The following is an 18,474-nucleotide window of genomic DNA, read 5'->3' as shown; positions in this document are numbered from 1 at the left end:
TTTAACCAACTTGAACAACAGGAGTTTACAATGAAACAATCCCTTATCGCCGCAGCAACCCTGCTGCTGACCAGCGCTCCGGCATTCGCGCAGGAAATCAAAATCGCAGTCGGATGCCCGCCCGTGGCGGCCTGTTCGGATTATGTTTATGCCGAAGATCTGGCCGCCAGTTTGAAAGACCAAGGGCTTGAGGCAAATGTCTTCACAGGCGGCGCGCTTGGAAAAGATCCTGAAGTGGTGGACCAGCTTAGTCAGGGGTTGTTGCAGTTTGGTCTGACAAATTTTGTGATGATCAACGAGGTGGACAAGAACATTCTCGGCTTCCTTGCGCCCTATATGTTCGACGATATGGAACATTTCTTTCGCGCGACCCAAGACACCGAAAGCGACCTGTTGAACGGGGTGAAGGCGTCTATGGAAGCCCAAGGCATCAAGATCGCAGGTTTGCCGGGTCTGGGCGGCACGATGGGTGTTTTCAACGCCACCACGCCAGTCACCAAAGTCGAAGATATGGCTGATCTGCGGTTGCGGGCGATCGATTCCACACAGATCGAACTGTTCAAGGAATGGGGCGTTCAGGGTGTGGTGGTAGATATGCCCGAATTTGCCGGAGCCGTGCAGCAAGGCATTGTGGATGGCTATTTCAACCCGCCCGTTGTGGCACTAATTTTCCGCCACACGGAATTTCTCAAACATTATACAAACATCGGCGCGGGCACGCCTTTCCGCTCGGCCCTGATGTCGGCGGACTGGTACAACGATCTGGACGATGAAACCCGCGCCAAGGTAGACACTGCGGTAGAAACAGCTAACGCAAACAACCGTGTCTGGACCGCAAAAGCCGCCGCTGGCGAACTGGAAGGTTTGAAAAAGGCAGGCGTGACCGTTTCGGAACTGGAACCTGACGCCTATGCCGACCTGAAAAAGCGCAGTGCCGAAGCTTACGAAGCCTTGATGCCGCCCGCATCTGTAGAGCATTTCCGCGCTCTGGCTGAATCCACCCGTCAATGAGAGTGATCCAACAGGCAAGCGCGGCAGTTGACCGCGTATGCCTGACCCTAGCCAAACTTGCGCTGGTGGCCATGGTTCTAACCGTGCTGCTGCAAATCTGGGCGCGTTACGGATTTGACTTTCCCTTCACATGGACCGAGGAACTGGCCCGCTATCTTATGATCTGGGCGGGGTTGCTCGGGGCGACCTGCGCTTTCAAACGCAAGCTCGATCCTCGTGTGATCACGCCGAAGGATACAGGCACCGGGTCAGGCGCAGACGCAATGCGCTGGCTGCGTCTCGGCGTATCTGTTCTTGCCATCGGGATATTTTTGTTGCCGGTTCTGTACTATTCCTTTTACGGGCCGAATATGAACTTCGAGCGTGGCTTCATGTGGCGCAGCAGCAACCGCTTCTCCCCCGGGTTGGGGATAAATATGGCGCTGGTGGGCAGTGTTGTTCCGCTTAGCTGTGGCATCATTCTTCTCCATCTGATCGCCCAAGTAACCGAAAGAAATCATCGTTAATGGACAGTCCAGTTTTTCTCGACGCGCAAAAGCTCTCGCAGTTGATCACCTTCGCAGACCTTTTCGATCCGCTGGAAAAAGCGATGATCGCTGTGTCACGGGGGGCGGCCAGTCATCCGCCCCGATTTGCAGCACCCGTTAACGAAAAGGGGCGCATGGGGGTCATGTATGGAAGCCTCGCAACGCCTGCGGTTCACGGCGCTAAAATTCTAAGCCTGTTCCCCGAAGCTCCCGCCATGGGCCTGTCGAGCCATCAGGGGTTTGTGTCCCTGTTTGACAGCGAGACCGGGAGTCCTCTGGCGATTTGTGACGCGGACCGGATCACCGCAATGCGCACGGCGGCCATGTCGATGGTTGCCACCCGCGCTTTGGCCCGCCCCGACCCGCAAGTGATTACCGTTTGTGGCGCAGGGGAACAGGCGGAATGGCACATCCGGACTTCGCTTCATGGTTTTAAGACAGCGACCTTGCGCATTTGGGCAAGACGTCCTGAACAGGCCCGTGCCATGTCCGCGCAATTTTCGGACCAGTCCGACCGCGTTTGCGTGGTATCCGACCTTGGCGAGGCCATAAAGGGTGCGGATGTCATTCACACGACAACGGCATCTAAAACACCGTTTCTGTCTGGCGACCTCCTGGAGGCTGGCCAGCATATCAACCTCGTCGGGGCGAGCCTTGCGGACAGCCGCGAGATAGACGACAGGGCGGTGGCCCGTGTCAATGCCTTCACCGACTCCGCCGAAAGCGCCAGCCGCGAGGCAGGTGAATTTATCGGCGCACGTCAGGCAGGCGTGATTGATGACAGCTACCAAATCACCGAGATCGGCGCAGTGCTGGACGGGAAGGCGCAGGGCAGGGGCAGTCACGCAGAGATCACGGCCTATAAATCCCACGGGTTGATTGTGCAGGATTTGGTCGCTGCATATGAAGCTTACAAGAATTACAGTGCCTGACGCTGACACGCCGCATTTTCTTTACTCGCGATCCGCGATAGGACTTTGTGAAGACCAAGAAAGGTAAACCCATGATCCATTCGCCCTGCCCCCCCGTATCAGACGCGGATTGGCCCGAAGACATTGCCGACCTGCGGGAAGATTTCGCAGGTAAGCTGAATGTCTATCGCACGATGGCCCATCATCCCGATCTGCTCGCCGCTTGGGCGCCTTTGCGTCAGCATGTGGTGAAAAATAGCCATCTCGGGGCGATCCGTTCAGAAGTGGTCATTCTGCGCACCGGTGTGCGGCTCGGCTCGGATTATGAATGGGCACATCACGTCAGCCGTGCCCGCGCACTTGGCATGGAAGACGCGCGGATTGCTGCGGTTCGGGATATGCCAGAAGGAGAAGACGGCCTGATCGTGCGCGCAGTCGATGCACTGATCGACCACAAGAAACTGTCCCCCGCCCAAGAGGCAGAACTGGCAGAGGCGCTCGGGCGCAAGGCGGTGATTGATCTGATCGCAACCGTGGGGTTTTATTCTGTGCTCGGGTATCTGTTGCAAACCTATGACACGCCCATCGACGATGAAATCGCGGCTGAAATGGCCCACCATCCGCTGGGTTGACTCAGGATCATGGCGTGCTTCAGCGAGATCACTCTTTCCTAAGATATTGCTTGCTCAGGACTTTAGGAAAGGGCGCAGGAGGCTTGTTAGGGCGAACAGTATCGCGGCCACGCAAACAATTGTCGGCCCCGCTGGCGTGTCGAGCGTGAAGGCCGCTTGCATTCCGATCACCGCCGATGCTCCGCCGGTGAGAGCTGCGGCAAGGGCCATTTGTTCGGGTGTCCGCGCCAGCGGCCTTGCCGCCGCAGCCGGAATAATCAACATCGCAGCAATCAGCAGCGCGCCGACAACTTTGATCGCTACCGCCACAGTCACCGCCAGCGACAGGGTCAGGATCAATTGCTCGCGTTTGGGATCAATCCCGCTGGCATAGGCAAGCTCTTCGCTTAGGGTCGCGGTTAGCAGGGCCGACCAGCGCCATGCAATAAGGCCGATGACCAGCAACGCACCACCCCAGATGATCAGCAAGTCTCCGCGGGACACCGCCAGAATATCCCCGAACAGATACGCCATCAGATCAATTCGGACGCCCGACAGGAACGACACAGCCACCAGACCGAACGCCAGCGCGGAATGGGCCAGCACACCAAGAAGCGTATCCATGCCATAGCCGCGCCCCGCCAGCATCGTCACGGTGAGCGCCATCCCGAGCGCGACAGCCATCGCACCGGCAAAGATCGACATTTGCAGGGCGAGAGATAACGCCACCCCCAAAATCGCCGCGTGGGATGTGGCGTCGCCAAAATAGGCCATGCGCCGCCAGACAACAAAACTGCCCAAAGGGGCAGCAGCACAGGCAACGCCCACACCAGCAAGCGCGGCGCGTGTCATAAAATCATCAAGCATTATTCGGCGGCCTCTGTTTGTCTGTGGTTGTTCTTGTGGTCATGCGCATGGCCATGGTCGCAGTTTTCATCATGGGCGTGGTCATGTTCATGGCGATAGAGCGCCAGTGCCCCGCCGGTGCCGGTTCCAAACAACGCGCGGTATTCCGGCGCGGCTGACACAATATCCGGCGTGCCTTCACAGCACACATGCCCGTTCAGGCATATCACCCTGTCAGAGGCGCTCATCACCACATGAAGTTCGTGGCTAATCATCACCACAGCACAACCGGTTTCGCGGCGAACCTCTTCAATCTGGCGGTAAAACGCGGCCGATCCGGGCTGGTCCAGCCCTTGGGTGGCTTCGTCCAGCAGCAAAAGATCCGGCTCGTTTACCAGCGCACGCGCCAGCAGAACCCGCTGCAATTGTCCGCCCGACAGCGCAGACATTTGCCGGTTGGTCAGATCAGGCACACCGGCCCGTTCCAAAGCAGCGGCGCAGGTTTTGCGGTCTGCCTTGCTGTTGGGAAGCCGCAGGAAGCGGTTCACAGTAATTGGAAGCGTCGGGTCAATGTGTAACTTCTGGGGAACATAGCCGATCCGCAAGCCGGGTTTCTGGCTGATCCGCCCTGTTGAAGGTCGGATCGCGCCGATCAACGTGCGCAACAGAGTTGTCTTGCCAGACCCGTTAGGCCCGACGATTGTGACGATTTCTTTCGGGGTGACGGCGAAGGACACGTTGCGCAATACCGTATTCGCACCGTATCCGACACTTACGTTTTCGACGGAGACAAGGCTCATGCGGGGTCTTTCTTTACGCAGGACGGGCAGATGCCCTCGGCTTCGACCACGGCGCGCTCTATTTGGAAACCGGCGGCCCGTGCTGCATCCCCGAGCGAGCCGCGTGCCGGTGTGGATTTTGCCTCGGCTACGGACTGACACAAGCGACAGATCATAAAGGCCGGGGTGTGGCTTGCGCCAGGGTGGGCGCAGGCGATAAATGCGTTCAATTGTTCGATCTTATGGGCGAACCCGTTGGCGACAAGGAACTCCAGCGCGCGGTAAGCCACAGGGGGTTGTGACCCGAATCCCGCATCCCGCAATCTGTCGAGCATTTCATAAGCCCCGAGTGCGCGGTGTTCCTGCAAAAGAATCTCCAGAGACTTGCGGCGGGCAGGCGTAAAACGCAATCCCTTCTCGGCGCAGTGGGTCTCTGCGGCGATCAAAGCCTCGCTGATGCAATGGCTGTGGTCGTGGCATTCAAACCCGACTGTGTCAGGGCCAATCGCTTTTTTATGCGGCGTCGCACTTGTCATGTTATTACATTTCCACTACTCGACTTGTAATGTAATAAAATCACATGGAGCCGCTGATGTCCAGAAACCTCTTTCCTCTTGTTGTAACTGCGTTGACGCCCGCAGGTGTCGCGCTTGCCGATGCGCCGCGCGTGGCAGTAGATATTGCGCCGGTCCACTCTCTGGTGACTCGCGTTATGGAAGGTGTCGGCACGCCGTCCTTGATCGTTTCCCCCGGTGCCAGCCCTCATGAATATAGCCTGCGCCCGTCACAGGCCCGCGCCTTGCAGGACGCCGAAGTTGTGTTCTGGGTTAGCCGCGGAATGACGCCTTGGATGAAGGACGGGGTGGAAACCCTGACATCAGATGCGGCCGTGGTAGAGCTGTTAGAGACAGAAGGAACGCTGCAACTGCCCTTCCGTCAGACTGCGCTGTTTTCTCATGATCATGGCAACGAAGACGGACATGACGCGCACGACGATCATGCAAAGCATGAGAAAGATAACCACGCCCATGAAGAGCATGCTGAACACGAAGACGGGCACGATGATCACGACGATGATAGCAAGATTGATGATGATCACGAAAAGCATGAAGAGCACGCCGAAGACGGCCATCACGGCCATGCGCACGGCGATGAAGATCCCCATGGGTGGCTTTCCATTGATAACGGCGCACATTGGCTTGGAGTGATTGCGGCGCAACTGTCCGAAGTTGATCCGGAGAACGCCGAAACTTACCGTGCGAATGCGCAGGCAGGCCAAGCGGAGCTTGCCGTGCTCAAGACCGAAATTGCAGGGATTCTTGATCCGGTGCGGGCGCGGAATTTTATCGTGTTCCACGATGCCTATCAGTATTTTGAGAAGTCCTTCGATTTCCCCGCGTCCGGTGCCATTTCCCTGTCCGATGCGTCTGATCCCAGCCCTGCGCGGATTGCGGAAGTTCAGGGCCGTGTGGCCGATCAAAACGTGACTTGTGTCTTGAGCGAACCGCAGTTCAACCCGGGTATCATCCGTGCTGTGATGGATGGATCAGAGGCAAAAACCGGTGTTCTTGACCCGCTCGGCGCTGATCTGGAACCGGGGGCGGCGCTGTATCCTGACGTGCTGCGCAACCTCGCCAAGGCTCTCGCAGACTGTCTGTAACATGCAGTTTGCGCTGCCGGTGAGTTTCTCCGGCAGCGCAATGATTCTTGAAAAAATGATCTACAAATAAAAGAAATATCCCGACATTCGGGTCTTTTTGTGTATAATGACCCTAAAAAGGTGGGTTATATGGATCACATTGATCAGAAAATTCTTCAAAAGCTGCAAGAGGATTCGTCAATCCCGCAGCGGGAGCTCGCGGATCAGATCGGCCTGTCGCAGAATGCCTGCTGGCGGCGGATCAAGACGATGAAAGACACTGGCGTGATCGTCGGGGAAACTGTGCGGCTTGATCCGGCCAAGCTGGGTATGGGGCTGACGGTGTTTGTGATGCTGAAGACGCGGCAGCATTCGGTGACTTGGTTGCAGGATTTCCGCCGCCGCGTGCTTTTGATTCCGAACGTGGTAGATTTCTTCCGGATCGCGGGGGAGTACGATTATATGTTGAAAGTCGTAGCCGCTGACATCACCGATTTTGATCGGGTGTATCAGAAACTGATCGTGGACGAGGCGCTGGAATCCGTCACCTCGTTGATCACAATGGAAGCCATCGCCAACAACCGCGCCCTACCGCTTTAGGCGACGGCGCGGCTGTCCGGTTTGATAGAGAAACGGGCGGTGGACGGGTCCACGGTATAGTGCTTTTCCAATTCCTCCAGACGGGCGGTCAGTTCGTTTACACTGTCCAGCACATAACGCACTTGCGCGTCATCCATCAGATAGCTGAAGTTCAGCCGCACCCAACCGGGTTTGCGCATTTCCTTGCCGGCACGCAGATCGTTAAACAGGCCTTCGGATTCTGCCTGCGCGATATTCAGCAAGCGGTGCGCATAAGGGCCGGCACAGGCACAGCCGCCACGGGTCTGAATGCCGTAAACATCGCTTAGCATACGGGTGAACAGCTGGTGGTGAAACGGAGTGCTATCCGCGCGGCGCACAAGAAATGAAAAAATCGGCAGCCGGTCTTCCTGATCTGCCGCCAACAGAGACAGTTGCGGATTGTCACGCCACCCGTCAAAGGCCATCCGGTTCAGTTCTGCCTCGCGCTGCGTGATAAAGTCCTGCCCGATGGCGTCTTTTACCATAAAGGCCAGTGCGGCACGGATATCGCCGATCACATTCGGGGTTCCGGCTTCTTCCCGAGCGCTGATGCTGCTGGAATAGGCGTGGTCCCACGGCGAGACAAAAGTCACGGTGCCGCCACCCGGCCATGTGGGGGTGTCACGCACAACAGTTGTATCCCGCACAATCAACACGCCACTGCCCCCCGGTCCGCCGGGGAATTTATGGGTGGACACAACGACCGCGTCGATCAAACAATCCGGTGCCGCGTTCATGTCAATCGGAAGGTAGGGTCCGCCGCCGGCATAATCCCAAACTGAAAGGGCACCGTGGGCTTTCAGCAGCCGTGTGGTTCCCACAGGATCGGTGACAATGCCGGTCACGTTACTGGCGGCAGAGAAACTGCCTATTTTTACATCCGCATCGCTGCGCGACAGCAGCTCTGCCTCTAGTACCGCCAGATCCGGACCGCCCTGCGCGGTTTCGGGGATTTCCACGATCTCGGCATTGCTTTCGCGCCACGGCAACAGGTTGGAGTGATGTTCATAGGGGCCTACAAATACCACAGCTTTTTGAGCGGTGTTGACGCCGAACAGGGACACCAACCGGTTCAGTCCGGCCGTCGCACCAGCGCCAGTAAATACAACGCTGCAGTCGTCGGCATGGGTTAACCGCGCAATTTCCGCCCGCGCTTCGGCGCGAAGACGTGTCATGTAAGCCCCGCAATAAGATGCCTCGGTATGGGAATTGGCGTAATAGGGCAGGACGTGTTCGCGGATGTAATCCTCTACAGGACCAAGCGCCCGTCCCGATGCCACATAATCCGCATAGACCAGTGACACATTCCCGAACAGGCCGGGGATTTTCATACCGTCCCCGATCACGCTGTCACGCAGTTGGGCGACCAGATCGTCGGATTTCAGGGCATCGCGGAATGTAGATAAAGACATGGGGCACCTCTTTTGGGTAAAATACCCAAAGAGTCGATGTATTTTGACCCAAATACACCGTCGCATCCGCTTTCTTATGTGTCATCCATCGGAAAGTAAGGAAAGATAGCGATCAAATATACAGTTGAACCGGCAGGTCAGTCGGACCTCTGAAGCCAAATCCGCGAAACTCGACCGTGTGTCCCGCAACTGGTTGCACCCGCGGGAAGCGTTCAAACAGCGTTGGAAGCAATGAGCGACTGATAAAGTGGCGGTAGATGCCACCCCCCATGCAGCGGTGCGGGCCAAGACCGAAGGTTTGGTTTGCGGGGCCTTGACGGTGCAGGTTAAAACGCTCCGGTTCGTGCCAGTAATCCTCGTCGTGGTTGGCAGAGGCTTGGCTGACCAGCACTGTTTCTCCTGCGGGCAGGGTGACGCCGCGCAGGGTATAATTTTTCTGCACGATCCGCGGGCTTGTCTGAATCGGGGCAACCCAGCGCAGACCTTCCTCGGTCGCCAGATCCCAGCGGCCTGTGTCCAGACAATACTGGGTCTGTTCGGGGTTTTGCAGCAATCCGTGCAACGTAGTAAGCAGCGCATCGCGGGTTTCCACAACAGCCCCGCCGATGCAGATTTTCATGTTAGTTCTAATCTGGCTGAGCGGTAGCGGAGCATCTGCATTGGCCATGACAGCCAGAACCGAAGGGTTGGGATTGGCGCGGTGCTGCTCGATCATCCGGTCAAAACAGGCGTTCATCTCGCCGTTTGCTTTGTCGCTGATCGCAAACACATCTTCCGAAAAACCGCCGTTCATCGCCCCCGTGATCAGCGCATCGGCCCAGTCAAACAACTGCCCGTCCGGTTCCGGTTCTATGCCGAGAACCTGTTTCAAAAACGCTACCGTCATTGGCACCGCAAGGGCGCTGCGCAGGTCCACGGTTTCTCCTTTGGGCAGGGCGTCAACCGCTTGCGCTGCGATTGTATCAAAAACGCCTTGCCAGTGGTTGCGTGCAGGGGTGATGCGGAAGGTTTCCGTCATGGCGGCCCGTTCCACCTGATGGGCCTCACCGTCCTTGCGCATCAGAGTATGCCCGCCAAAAGCCCGCTGCATCGGCGTTGTTGGATCGCTGGAACCGAAATGCTGCGTATCGGTTTTCGCCAGATAGGTATCATCCGCCTTGGTCAGAATGATCCGGTTGATCGACGCAATTCGCGCGATGGGCATGTCGCGGCGCAGACGCCGGAAGACTGCGCCTGGATCGCGATCCAGCATGTCGAGCGTAGTTATTGTGTCAATCGGAACGGTCTTGCTCACAGGGGTGCCTCTGGCCGGAATGGGGAAATGCGAGCGACAGGATTATCCAACCGCGATGACGATTTCGACTTTGGTGGTAAGGGAGTTGCTGACCGTGCAGACAGATTTCGCCTGTTTGACGATCTTCTCTGCCAGTTCGGCGTCCTCAACAATGGAACCGACAACGGTGATCGTCACGGATTCGACCCGTCCCGGCAGATCGGTAGATTTCAACCCGTCCACCTTAACCTGAAACGGCTGCGGAGTGACCTTCTGCTGGTCTGCTGCCCATTGAACGGACTTCACGATGCAGGAACCAAGCGAGGCCAGCATCGTATCCACCGGAGAATTCACCGGCGGATGCGGCGTGGCATTGGCAGGATCGCCGTAGGCATAGAGGAAATTATCGCTGCCCTCAAAAATAACAAAGACGGGGCCAAAGGGTTTGGGTTTCAGTTTCAAAGCCATATCTGGGCCTTTCTAAAATAACAGGTCAGGAAGGAAGAGCGCGATTGCGGGGAACAGCGTCAGGATGAAAATCATGAACAGATGGATCACCCAGTAAGGCACGGTGGCAACAGCAACGCGACCAAGGCTGACCTGCCCATTTGTCAGGGCGCTAAGCACTGACAGGTTCAAACCCACCGGCGGGGTAATCTGGCCGATTTCAATCACAATGGTGATAAGCACGCCGATCCAGATCGCATCAAAGCCAAGGCCGGTCAGCAGCGGAAACACCACTGGCAGGGTCATGATCATCAGCGACAGCCCGTCAAAGAAACAGCCCAGTACCAGATAGACCAGCACTACGATCAGCAGGACGCTATAGGTGCCAAGCCCGCTGTCCGCCACGGTGGACAGGATTTGTTGGGGGATGCCCAGAACACTTACGGATTGCGCAAGGATCGTGGCGCCAAGCACCAGAAAGCCGACAGACGTGAACAGCAGCACTGACTGATAAATCGCCTCTATCAGTTTTTTGAACGTCAGATCGCCCCAAATGGACGAGATGATCACCGCAAGGACCACACCCACACCCGCCGCTTCGGTAGGGGTGGCAAACCCTGCAACAATGCTGCCGATCACCGCAAAGATCAGCGCCAGCAGCGGCCAGATCTGACGGAAACCGCGCAGCGCCAGCCAAAAGCCGACAGGGGTGTCATCGCGGGGCGCGATATGGGGATTTCGGATGCTTTTGACCAGTAGATAGGCCATGAACAGCAATCCGGCGAGCAAGCCGGGAATGATCCCCGCCGCGAACAGACGCCCGATAGAGGTCTCGGTCAGCGCCCCGTAAATCAGGAAGGACAGGCTGGGCGGGATCAACAGGCCAAGGGTGCCGCCCCCTGCTAGACTGCCCGTAATGGTGTCTTTGTCATAGCCCCGATTGGTCATCTCGGGATAGGCGACAAGGCCTACAGAAGCGGCGGTAGACAGGCTCGATCCGCTGACAGCGCCAAACAGGGTGCAGACAGCAATATTGGTGTGCAGCAAACCGCCCGGCACCCTGCGGAACAGGGGGGAAAACGCGGCATAGGCCTTCTGGCTGATGCCACTGCGCAACAGGATTTCGCCCAGCAGGATGAACATCGGCACAGCGCTCAGCGTGAAGGAATTGAATACATTCCAGATCGCGTCAATCGCAAGCGACGTTGCGCCATTGGAAAAGAAGTGCAGGATAGTCAGACCGGTCAGGCCAAGGGCCACGCCCAAGGCAACGCCGGTGCTGGCGGTGGCCAGAAGGCCGCCGATCAAAGTAAGCCAGAAAGACATCAGTGGGCTGATCCGTTAAGAGGTTGGTCAGGGTCGGGTTTAGGCATCCGGTCGATCAGTCCCAGCAGCCGCGCCACGAAAATGACCAGCGTCAGGAACAGGGACAGCGGCATCAGCGCCATCCAAGGGTACAGCAAAATCCGAGAGGTTTCGGTTTTGAGGCTACGTTTAAAGGCAAACTCGAACCACGGAATTGTCTCGTAGATCAGCCATGAAAAGAACACGATACCCACCAGCAGGGCCGCGATCTGGATGCCGGTGTGCATCGCGCCCGTCAAACGGTCTGCCAACAGCGCAACCCGCACATGTTTGGCGTTCAGCGTCACCATCGGCAGCCCCAGAAACAGCGAAACGCTCAGCAACAGGCCGACCACCTCTTCGGTGATATGAACCGGCGAATTTGCAAATTTGCGCATCAGCACGGAATACATGATGATGCCCACAATAGACACCATGCCAAGCGCAGCCGCGGAAGCACAAGCAAGGGCCAAGCCGTTCAGCCCCTGCGCAATCATGTGTTTAATCTTCTGCATCAGATCCGTCTTAGCGACCCAAGGCTTTTAGAACACGTTCGCGGTAGGCTGGCGCATTACCGCCGGCTTCTTCGGCCAGCATTGCCCATGTTTCTGTCACGGAAGACACAAACAATTCGCGGTCCGCATCGGAAAAATCCTCGGCCCAGGTCACACCCTGTTCGGCCAGTTTTTCACGGGCTTCCATTTCGCGGGCCTGATCATCTTCGTACTGGTTTGTACGGTTCCACAAGTCGTCCGCTGCTGTGGTGATCGCGGATTTGATCGCCTCGTCGGTTTCTTCCCAACGCTCAGTGGCCACACCAATCACGTAAGGACCGGACGCCATCGGGTAGAGGAACGACGCATGGCTCGCCACTTCTTGCAAGGAAACGGTGTGGGCATAAAGTGCTGGGTAAAGCGCACAATCCACAACGCCGGTTTTCATCGCCACATACATTTCTTCTTGCGGAATGATCTGGGCGGCAACACCAAGACGGGTGAAGGTTTCCACCTGATCCCGCGCCCAAACCCGCAGTTTCTTGGACTTCAGGTCTTCGATGGTGCGCACAGGTTCATCACGGCAGAACACGGAAACGGACAGCATCGGAATCGCCACATAACCAACCGAGGTTACATCCCAGTCTGTGAATTCCTCTTCGTAAATTTCCTGAACAGCCGGAATCGCTTTCTCAAATTCGTCGATCGATCCGATGGTGCCCTGTACCACCACGGAGCTGAGCGCAGGTGCGTCACGGCCCAGATAATTCGCCCACATCAGGCTCATCTCAACAGCGCCTTTTGGCAGGAATCGCAGTGTGTCGGTGTTTGGCAAACCAAGGGATCCGCCGCTGTAAAGCTTCAGCTCAAAATCGCCTTCAACGGTGGCGTTTACGTCTTTTACAAACTGTTCGATCTCTGCTGTTTCGGGGCGGGTTTCTGGCAGAAAGTTATTCAGCCGCCATTCTTCCGCGCTGACACCCGAAAGGGATGTCCCGAGGGCTGTCACACCAAGTGCGAGCGTTTGGATCAATTTTTTCATCGTAGTTCCTCCTGTGGAAGCTGTGTCAGCGCATTGGCGGAAACCCTAGCCGCGCTCACGTCAAATTTTAAACCAAAACCTATTGGTTTTGTCGTGTTTGTAACAGGTTATGAACCAAGAGTCGGGGGTAAATCAAAATATTAACCACAGTTTTGCGCAGATTGACGCAGAGAAATTGCACGGGTCGTCAATCGGTCACAACCATAGGTAAAGATGCGGCTGAAGCAGGGAAGGGCGACCCACGGACGAACGCAGTTGCGCCGGTGAACCGGTGCAATATCATGCGGACCGAAATACCGATTAAAGAACAAGACCAAAGGCATTGTCATGACATCCTCAATTACGATTCCCGCGCTGCAAGGCGTTGTTGATTTCGCGCTCTCCCATGAGACAAACTGGCCCCGTAGCATGTTCCATGACAACGGCGCTTATGCGGGCAGTTACGAGTGGCAGGAAACGGGCCCGTGGGCCGAGGTGGTCGGCCCCGTGACCGAACGGGGTGGACCGGCAGGGGTGATCCTGCATCACGGGAAACCGGTGGCAGAATGGGGTGATCCGGACCGGCCTGACATGACGTTTTCTATCGCCAAAAGTTATCTTTCGGTTTTGGCAGGACTGGCGGTTAAGGATGGTTTGATTGGCGATCTTGACGAGCCGATCAGCCGGAGCGTGGACGGCCCCCATTTTTCCTCTGCGCAGAACGCGGCGATCACTTGGCGACATATGTTGCAAATGAACAGCGAATGGCGCGGGGTGTTGTTTGGCAAGGATGACCAGATCGACCACCACCGTGAAATCGGGCCGGATGGGGACAACAGCAACAAGGGTCAGTTGCGCAAAGTCGGTGCGCCGGGCAGTCATTATGAATATAACGATGTGCGGGTAAACGCGTTGGCCTATGCGCTGCTACGGCGCTTTAACCGACCGCTGCCCGAGGTTCTGAAAGAGCGGATCATGGACCCGATCGGCGCGTCCGACACATGGCGCTGGGACGGTTATTCGACCTCATGGGTCGATCTGAACTGGCAGCGCGTGCAATCTGTGACAGGGGGCGGCCATTGGGGCGGCGGCATGGTGATCAGCGCCAATGATCACGCGCGTTTCGGTCTGTTCATCAGTCAAAACGGCAATTGGAACGGCGACCAGATCCTGCCCCAAGATTGGATGGCGCGGTCGCTGACACCCACCCCGACGCTTGAAAAGTACGGATTTCTGTGGTGGCTGAACCGTGGTCCGGGTGCAAACCCCGAACTGCCCTCTAACGCCTATAATGCCTTGGGGGCAGGGGGGAACTGCATCTGGATCAGCCCAGACGACAATATCGTCGCGGTGATGCGCTGGCTGAACTCTGCCGATCAGCCGGCGTTTCTGGAAATGCTCGTCAAAGCGATCCGCGGCTGAACTGGCGGCGCGGTCGTCAGTCCATGTCCTTCGGGCCATAGTTCCCGAACGCTGCAACCACCTCCTCCATCTGGGCGTCCGTCAGTATTTCGGGCGTTCCGGTGGAGAGTGCTAGCAAATAGACCCGCGCGAGATTGTCCAGTTCCTCCATCCGCCAAAGCGCGCGGTCAAGGGATTCCCCTGCTACCACAGCGCCGTGATTGGCCATGATGCAGCCGGTTCGCTGTGCCATTGCATCCGCGACCATGCGAGCCAGTTCGTCACTGCCAAACAGCGCGTAATCCACCAGCGGCACATCATTTCCCCCAAAAGCCGCGATCATATAGTGACAGGCTGGAATCGGGCGACGCTGCACTGCGATCGCTGTGGCGTGCACCGGATGGGCGTGGACAACCGCCGTCACATCCGGTTTGCTGTGCAGGATCGACTGATGGAACCGCCATTCGGTCGAGGGACGAATATCGCCCGACAGATCCGGATCGCCGGACAGCGGCATGGTGCACAGCATATCAGGACGCATCTTTTCGTATGGCACACCGGAGGGCGTGATCAGCATGCCCTCGCCGTAGCGCACAGAGATATTGCCAGAGGTGCCTTGATTCAGTCCGCTGTTTTTCATCCACAGACATCCGTCGATGATGCTTTGGCGCAGGGCGGTGTCTTGGGCGGGGGTCATAATGTGTCTTCCAGTAGTTTTTCAGCAGAAGCCGAGCATGTGATGAAATGGGTGACGTAGTCGCCGCGAATGGCGGCAGCGGCAGCACCAACGCGGTCCAGTCCGGCAGAGACAAGGATGCCCATCTCTTTGGCGCGCATCTGTTCCAGTGTGACTCCGATCAGCCTGTCCTCGTTCGGAGCGGGCATAGGCGTGCCTTCAAAATCTATCACGCGGCCGCATATTGCGGCAGCAGCCCCATCCTTGCGCATTTGCTCCAGTGTTGGTGCGTCCAGCAAGCCGGTCATGGCGATATGGCTGTCAGGGTCGGTGGTGCCTGCGGCAAAGATCACTTTCTTGCAATCTGTCACCATTTTAAGCTGCGCCGCTACCATCGGTTCGGCCTTCAATTGCTCACATAACTCTGCCGTGGACAGCATCAGCGGCACATGCAGATTGGCGCAATAGGCGCTAAACCGTTGCGCCAGCGTTGCTGCACAGTTCTCTGCCGCAAAGCCGATTTCAGAGGGTTTCGAGCCCAACAACTGCACAATCGTCAGATCGTCCATCATTAGTTTCGGCGCGATTTGGGCCAGCCGGTAAATCGTTTCGCCCCATGCGATGCCCAGATGATCGCCGGGTTCCAGAAGATGGGGCAACCAATCAGATGCTGCGCGGATCACCCGCTCTGCGGAGCGTTGTTGTGAACTGCCGTCCTCGGGCACCACCAGCGCATCAACCAGCCCGAATTTCGCTCGCAATTCGGACGCCAGCCGGTTGTTGCGAAACACATCGCTGTCCAGCGTAATGCGCACATAATCGCGGCGGCGGGCCTCGGCGAGATAATTAACCACAGAGGCGCGGCTGACATCGAGCCGCTTGGCGATTTCGTTCTGGTTCAACCCGTCATGGAAATAAAGCCATGCGGCCTCGATGATAAGATCGTCCTGCCGCGATCCGCGTCCGGCTGAATCAACGCCCGGACGCGCAGAGGAGGCGGACGCAGGCGCCACTTTTAGGCGCCTGCCATTTCAGGGAACAACGCAGCGAGCCCTTCGGGTGTCGCCTCGCATACGCCCCGTTCGGTGATCAGACCTGTGACCAGCCGGTTCGGCGTCACGTCGAAGGCAGGATTGCCCCCCGGTGTGCCTTCGGGCGTGACCTGAACCACACCGATCGAACCGTCTTCCATCGTGCCTTGAATATGGGTGGTCTCGCGCGGGCTGCGTTCCTCGATCGGGATCTCGGCCACGCCGTCATCCACGGTCCAGTCGATGGTCGGAGAGGGCAGAGCCACATAGAACGGAACCCCGTTATCATGGGCGGCGAGTGCTTTGAGATAGGTGCCGATCTTGTTGCACACATCGCCCCGCCGCGTGGTGCGGTCGGTGCCGACAATAACCATATCGACCTGTCCGTGCTGCATCAAATGGCCTCCGGCGTTATCTGTCACATAGGTATGTGGTACACCGTGGCTACCCAATTCCCAAGAGGTCAATGCCCCTTGGTTGCGCGGACGGGTTTCATCAACCCAGACGTGCAGCGGGATTCCGGCGTCATGGGCGTGATACATCGGGCTTGTGGCAGTGCCCCAGTCCACAGTCGCAATCCAGCCTGCGTTACAGTGGGTCAGCAAGCGGACAGGTTCACCGGCCGGTTTTTTCGCGGCGATTTCACGGATCAATTTCAACCCGTGTTCCCCGATCTGGCGGCAGATTTCCACGTCTTCATCCGCGATGTCATGGGCAAGCTGTAAAGCTGCCGCCGCACGCTCTGCTTCGGGCAGGGGGCGCATTGCCTCGCGACAACGGTTCAAAGCCCAACGCAAGTTGATCGCAGTGGGGCGGGTTTCATTCAACCGCTCCCACGCTGCATCCATATGGGCATCCGAGGCGTCCAGCTTTAACGCCAGCGCCATGCCATAGGCGGCCGTCGCCCCGATCAGAGGCGCACCACGCACACGCATTTCCACGATCGCGTCTTCAAAATCCTCCAGCGTTTTCACTTGCTGAGTGATAAATTCATACGGCAGGGAGCGCTGGTCGATGATCTCCAGCACGTCATCCTGTGCATTCCACCACAAAGAGCGGTAATGGGTGCCGTTTACTTTCATAGGATGTTCCTTGCGTTAAATGTCCGTGCCAGCGCGATCAGCGCTTTGGCATCTTTCAGTGTATCGGTTTTTAGCACCAGTTCTGCGCCCATTTGCAGGTTGCGGGCCTCAAGCGGCGCGCGAACGGTGGTGTCTTCAATGGTTTCAAAATCCGCATTATGGGCCAGCGACAGGCAACGGCGGTGCATTTCAATGCCACAAAACCGCAACGCGTCCTGCCAGATGTCCGCCAGAACACCGTCACAGGCTGTTTCGGAACTGTGGCCCTGATCTTCAAACAGGGATTTAGGAAATAACATGCCGGTGCGTTCGGTATTCCAAAGGTGGCGGAACTCTGCCTCAAAGCTGGACCAACATTCGGTGATCACGCTCAGAATCCAGTCTTGATAAGCTTCCAGATCGGTCCCCCGATGGGCGGGCTGGCTGAAATAGGCCATCAGGTAATTTGCGGTCAGCATCCCGATATCAAACCCCAGCGGCGCGTATTGTGCAAACTCGGGATCAATAACGCGGATTTCCGACTGTGTCGCCATGATAGATCCGGAATGCAGATCGCCGTGGACCATCGTTTCCGTGTTGGACGCGAATTTCGTCAGCATCACCTGCGCCATCCGCTTAAGTTCTATGTTGTTGCGCAGCTCGTTGATCACCGGTTCCAGTTCGGGGGTGTGATTGTTCAGCTCTGCCTCAAAGTACGGGTCGGTAAAAACCAACCCTTCGGTGATGGCGGGGATTTCCACATTGCCAGCGAACAACCCGACATCGGCCTTTTTATCGGCGGATGTCATCGACAGTTCGGAGCCGCGAAACGCCGTGCGGGCGCAGTATTTGCCGCAGAACGCGCCGAGATCGTCGACTTTTTCACCGGCAATCAGCTTGCTGCGCAGGATCACATGGGGGGAGAGGAATTCCATCACGATCAGCGCCTGATCCTCGTCAAAATGGTAAATCTCCGGCACAGTTCCCGGATCGCGGGCGGCCTGACGGGTCAGGGCATGATATTCAAAATAAGCGCGATAAAGCGGCAGTGGCCAGCTGTCTCCGACAAGGCGCACATAAGGCAGCGCTTGTTTTACGATAATGCTGCCCTGATCGCTTTGCACGATAAATACAAGGTTCAGATTGCCGTCGCCAACTTCCTTAACCTGCCAGCTTTCCGCATCCGTGCCGAGCCGTTCAGTGACCGCCGGAAGGGCGACCAGACGTGTTGAAAGTGTCTCTGGCGTCAGGGCCGTGTAATTCGCGTTCTCCATCCCGAAGTCTCCCGTTATTCCTGTGGTGTTTATCGCGACGGAAAGTGAACTAGTCAATAGACAAATGATTTGACAACTGTTGAAATGCTTACTAT

20 protein-coding genes are annotated in these 18,474 nt (G+C 57.1%); 7 read left to right on the top strand and 13 right to left on the bottom strand.

Features of this window, described 5'->3' with window-relative positions; genetic code table 11:
- Positions 1-30 precede the first annotated feature (30 nt).
- The 4 genes from IEX10_RS14610 to IEX10_RS14595 all read left to right on the top strand — a co-directional run bounded on the left by IEX10_RS14610 (position 31) and on the right by IEX10_RS14595 (position 3,081).
- Positions 31-1,011 carry a TRAP transporter substrate-binding protein gene (locus IEX10_RS14610; protein WP_188676847.1) on the top strand — a complete coding sequence of 327 codons (981 nt, stop codon included), beginning with the start codon at positions 31-33 and terminating at the stop codon, positions 1,009-1,011.
- Positions 1,008-1,517, top strand: a complete 510-nt coding sequence (locus tag IEX10_RS14605; protein WP_188676844.1) for a TRAP transporter small permease — start codon at positions 1,008-1,010, stop codon at positions 1,515-1,517. The genes IEX10_RS14610 and IEX10_RS14605 overlap by 4 nt, the downstream gene beginning before the upstream one ends.
- Positions 1,517-2,470, top strand: coding sequence for an ornithine cyclodeaminase family protein (locus IEX10_RS14600; RefSeq protein WP_188676841.1), 954 nt, complete (start codon positions 1,517-1,519; stop codon positions 2,468-2,470). Before IEX10_RS14605 ends, IEX10_RS14600 begins: the two co-directional genes overlap by 1 nt.
- A 71-nt stretch (positions 2,471-2,541) precedes the next feature.
- Entirely contained in the window at positions 2,542-3,081 is a 540-nt protein-coding gene (locus IEX10_RS14595; protein ID WP_188676838.1) for a carboxymuconolactone decarboxylase family protein, read from the top strand.
- A gap of 54 nt (positions 3,082-3,135) precedes the next feature.
- On the opposite strand, the gene IEX10_RS14590 is transcribed toward IEX10_RS14595, so the two are convergent.
- The 3 genes from IEX10_RS14590 to IEX10_RS14580 are packed head-to-tail and all read right to left on the bottom strand — an operon-like array spanning position 3,136 to position 5,221.
- The gene (locus IEX10_RS14590; protein ID WP_188676835.1) at positions 3,136-3,927 is read right to left on the bottom strand and encodes a metal ABC transporter permease; all 792 of its coding nucleotides are present in this window, start codon (positions 3,925-3,927) and stop codon (positions 3,136-3,138) included.
- Entirely contained in the window at positions 3,927-4,706 is a 780-nt protein-coding gene (locus IEX10_RS14585; RefSeq protein WP_188676834.1) for an ATP-binding cassette domain-containing protein, read from the bottom strand. The genes IEX10_RS14590 and IEX10_RS14585 overlap by 1 nt, the downstream gene beginning before the upstream one ends.
- A complete protein-coding gene (locus IEX10_RS14580) occupies positions 4,703-5,221 on the bottom strand; it encodes a helix-turn-helix domain-containing protein (RefSeq protein WP_188676830.1) in 519 nt (172 codons plus the stop codon). The genes IEX10_RS14585 and IEX10_RS14580 overlap by 4 nt, the downstream gene beginning before the upstream one ends.
- Before the next feature lie 56 nt (positions 5,222-5,277).
- Between IEX10_RS14580 and IEX10_RS14575 the strand changes: the two genes are divergently transcribed.
- Positions 5,278-6,345 (top strand): zinc ABC transporter substrate-binding protein, encoded by a 1,068-nt coding sequence (locus IEX10_RS14575; protein WP_268237049.1) that lies wholly within the window; start codon positions 5,278-5,280, stop codon positions 6,343-6,345.
- 129 nt (positions 6,346-6,474) lie between these two features.
- Positions 6,475-6,924, top strand: coding sequence for an Lrp/AsnC family transcriptional regulator (locus IEX10_RS14570; RefSeq protein ID WP_188676824.1), 450 nt, complete (start codon positions 6,475-6,477; stop codon positions 6,922-6,924).
- Here IEX10_RS14570 and IEX10_RS14565 read toward each other — a convergent pair.
- The 6 genes from IEX10_RS14565 to dctP all read right to left on the bottom strand — a co-directional run bounded on the left by IEX10_RS14565 (position 6,921) and on the right by dctP (position 12,957).
- Positions 6,921-8,357, bottom strand: a complete 1,437-nt coding sequence (locus IEX10_RS14565; protein WP_188676822.1) for an aminotransferase class V-fold PLP-dependent enzyme — start codon at positions 8,355-8,357, stop codon at positions 6,921-6,923. The two genes, IEX10_RS14570 and IEX10_RS14565, sit on opposite strands and share 4 nt — an antisense overlap.
- Positions 8,358-8,469: 112 nt before the next feature.
- A complete protein-coding gene (locus IEX10_RS14560) occupies positions 8,470-9,651 on the bottom strand; it encodes a cytochrome P450 (RefSeq protein WP_188676820.1) in 1,182 nt (393 codons plus the stop codon).
- A 42-nt stretch (positions 9,652-9,693) separates the two neighbouring features.
- Positions 9,694-10,098 carry an OsmC family protein gene (locus tag IEX10_RS14555; RefSeq protein WP_188676818.1) on the bottom strand — a complete coding sequence of 135 codons (405 nt, stop codon included), beginning with the start codon at positions 10,096-10,098 and terminating at the stop codon, positions 9,694-9,696.
- A 12-nt stretch (positions 10,099-10,110) separates the two neighbouring features.
- Positions 10,111-11,403 carry a TRAP transporter large permease gene (locus tag IEX10_RS14550; RefSeq protein ID WP_188676816.1) on the bottom strand — a complete coding sequence of 431 codons (1,293 nt, stop codon included), beginning with the start codon at positions 11,401-11,403 and terminating at the stop codon, positions 10,111-10,113.
- Positions 11,403-11,936 carry a TRAP transporter small permease gene (locus IEX10_RS14545; protein ID WP_229678570.1) on the bottom strand — a complete coding sequence of 178 codons (534 nt, stop codon included), beginning with the start codon at positions 11,934-11,936 and terminating at the stop codon, positions 11,403-11,405. Before IEX10_RS14545 ends, IEX10_RS14550 begins: the two co-directional genes overlap by 1 nt.
- A 10-nt stretch (positions 11,937-11,946) precedes the next feature.
- On the bottom strand, positions 11,947-12,957 hold the full coding sequence (gene dctP / locus IEX10_RS14540; protein WP_188676813.1) for a TRAP transporter substrate-binding protein DctP: 1,011 nt from the start codon (positions 12,955-12,957) through the stop codon (positions 11,947-11,949).
- A 327-nt stretch (positions 12,958-13,284) separates the two neighbouring features.
- On the opposite strand from dctP, the gene IEX10_RS14535 reads away from it, so the two are divergent.
- A complete protein-coding gene (locus IEX10_RS14535; protein ID WP_188676810.1) occupies positions 13,285-14,358 on the top strand; it encodes a serine hydrolase domain-containing protein in 1,074 nt (357 codons plus the stop codon).
- Positions 14,359-14,374: 16 nt separating this feature from the next.
- Here the strand turns inward: IEX10_RS14535 and IEX10_RS14530 are convergent, their stop codons facing one another.
- The 4 genes from IEX10_RS14530 to mtnK are packed head-to-tail and all read right to left on the bottom strand — an operon-like array spanning position 14,375 to position 18,379.
- Positions 14,375-15,034, bottom strand: coding sequence for a class II aldolase/adducin family protein (locus IEX10_RS14530; RefSeq protein WP_188676807.1), 660 nt, complete (start codon positions 15,032-15,034; stop codon positions 14,375-14,377).
- On the bottom strand, positions 15,031-16,026 hold the full coding sequence (locus IEX10_RS14525) for a sugar-binding transcriptional regulator (RefSeq protein ID WP_188676804.1): 996 nt from the start codon (positions 16,024-16,026) through the stop codon (positions 15,031-15,033). Before IEX10_RS14525 ends, IEX10_RS14530 begins: the two co-directional genes overlap by 4 nt.
- 2 nt (positions 16,027-16,028) lie before the next feature.
- Entirely contained in the window at positions 16,029-17,126 is a 1,098-nt protein-coding gene (gene mtnA / locus IEX10_RS14520; protein WP_188676800.1) for an S-methyl-5-thioribose-1-phosphate isomerase, read from the bottom strand.
- Positions 17,123-18,379: an S-methyl-5-thioribose kinase gene (gene mtnK / locus IEX10_RS14515; RefSeq protein ID WP_188676797.1), complete on the bottom strand. Its 1,257-nt coding sequence runs from the start codon at positions 18,377-18,379 to the stop codon at positions 17,123-17,125. The genes mtnA and mtnK overlap by 4 nt, the downstream gene beginning before the upstream one ends.
- Positions 18,380-18,474 lie beyond the last annotated feature (95 nt).

This window comes from Neptunicoccus cionae, assembly GCF_014643735.1.
In the GTDB taxonomy this organism is placed as follows: Bacteria; Pseudomonadota; Alphaproteobacteria; order Rhodobacterales; family Rhodobacteraceae; genus Amylibacter; species Amylibacter cionae.
The sequence above is the reverse complement of the archived record's forward strand: the minus strand, read 5'-3'. Positions and strand labels throughout refer to the sequence as shown.

Excerpts from the sequence above, each read along its gene's own strand:
- IEX10_RS14610 (WP_188676847.1), top strand. The coding sequence starts at position 31 with ATGAAACAATCCCTTATCGCCGCAGCAACCCTGCTGCTGACCAGCGCT.
- IEX10_RS14550 (WP_188676816.1), bottom strand. The coding sequence starts at position 11,403 with ATGTCTTTCTGGCTTACTTTGATCGGCGGCCTTCTGGCCACCGCCAGC.
- IEX10_RS14595 (WP_188676838.1), top strand. The coding sequence starts at position 2,542 with ATGATCCATTCGCCCTGCCCCCCCGTATCAGACGCGGATTGGCCCGAA.
- IEX10_RS14530 (WP_188676807.1), bottom strand. The coding sequence starts at position 15,034 with ATGACCCCCGCCCAAGACACCGCCCTGCGCCAAAGCATCATCGACGGA.
- mtnA (WP_188676800.1), bottom strand. The coding sequence starts at position 17,126 with ATGAAAGTAAACGGCACCCATTACCGCTCTTTGTGGTGGAATGCACAG.
- IEX10_RS14585 (WP_188676834.1), bottom strand. The coding sequence starts at position 4,706 with ATGAGCCTTGTCTCCGTCGAAAACGTAAGTGTCGGATACGGTGCGAAT.
- IEX10_RS14535 (WP_188676810.1), top strand. The coding sequence starts at position 13,285 with ATGACATCCTCAATTACGATTCCCGCGCTGCAAGGCGTTGTTGATTTC.
- IEX10_RS14600 (WP_188676841.1), top strand. The coding sequence starts at position 1,517 with ATGGACAGTCCAGTTTTTCTCGACGCGCAAAAGCTCTCGCAGTTGATC.
- dctP (WP_188676813.1), bottom strand. The coding sequence starts at position 12,957 with ATGAAAAAATTGATCCAAACGCTCGCACTTGGTGTGACAGCCCTCGGG.
- mtnK (WP_188676797.1), bottom strand. The coding sequence starts at position 18,379 with ATGGAGAACGCGAATTACACGGCCCTGACGCCAGAGACACTTTCAACA.
- IEX10_RS14580 (WP_188676830.1), bottom strand. The coding sequence starts at position 5,221 with ATGACAAGTGCGACGCCGCATAAAAAAGCGATTGGCCCTGACACAGTC.
- IEX10_RS14570 (WP_188676824.1), top strand. The coding sequence starts at position 6,475 with ATGGATCACATTGATCAGAAAATTCTTCAAAAGCTGCAAGAGGATTCG.
- IEX10_RS14590 (WP_188676835.1), bottom strand. The coding sequence starts at position 3,927 with ATGCTTGATGATTTTATGACACGCGCCGCGCTTGCTGGTGTGGGCGTT.
- IEX10_RS14605 (WP_188676844.1), top strand. The coding sequence starts at position 1,008 with ATGAGAGTGATCCAACAGGCAAGCGCGGCAGTTGACCGCGTATGCCTG.
- IEX10_RS14545 (WP_229678570.1), bottom strand. The coding sequence starts at position 11,936 with ATGCAGAAGATTAAACACATGATTGCGCAGGGGCTGAACGGCTTGGCC.
- IEX10_RS14555 (WP_188676818.1), bottom strand. The coding sequence starts at position 10,098 with ATGGCTTTGAAACTGAAACCCAAACCCTTTGGCCCCGTCTTTGTTATT.
- IEX10_RS14575 (WP_268237049.1), top strand. The coding sequence starts at position 5,278 with ATGTCCAGAAACCTCTTTCCTCTTGTTGTAACTGCGTTGACGCCCGCA.
- IEX10_RS14565 (WP_188676822.1), bottom strand. The coding sequence starts at position 8,357 with ATGTCTTTATCTACATTCCGCGATGCCCTGAAATCCGACGATCTGGTC.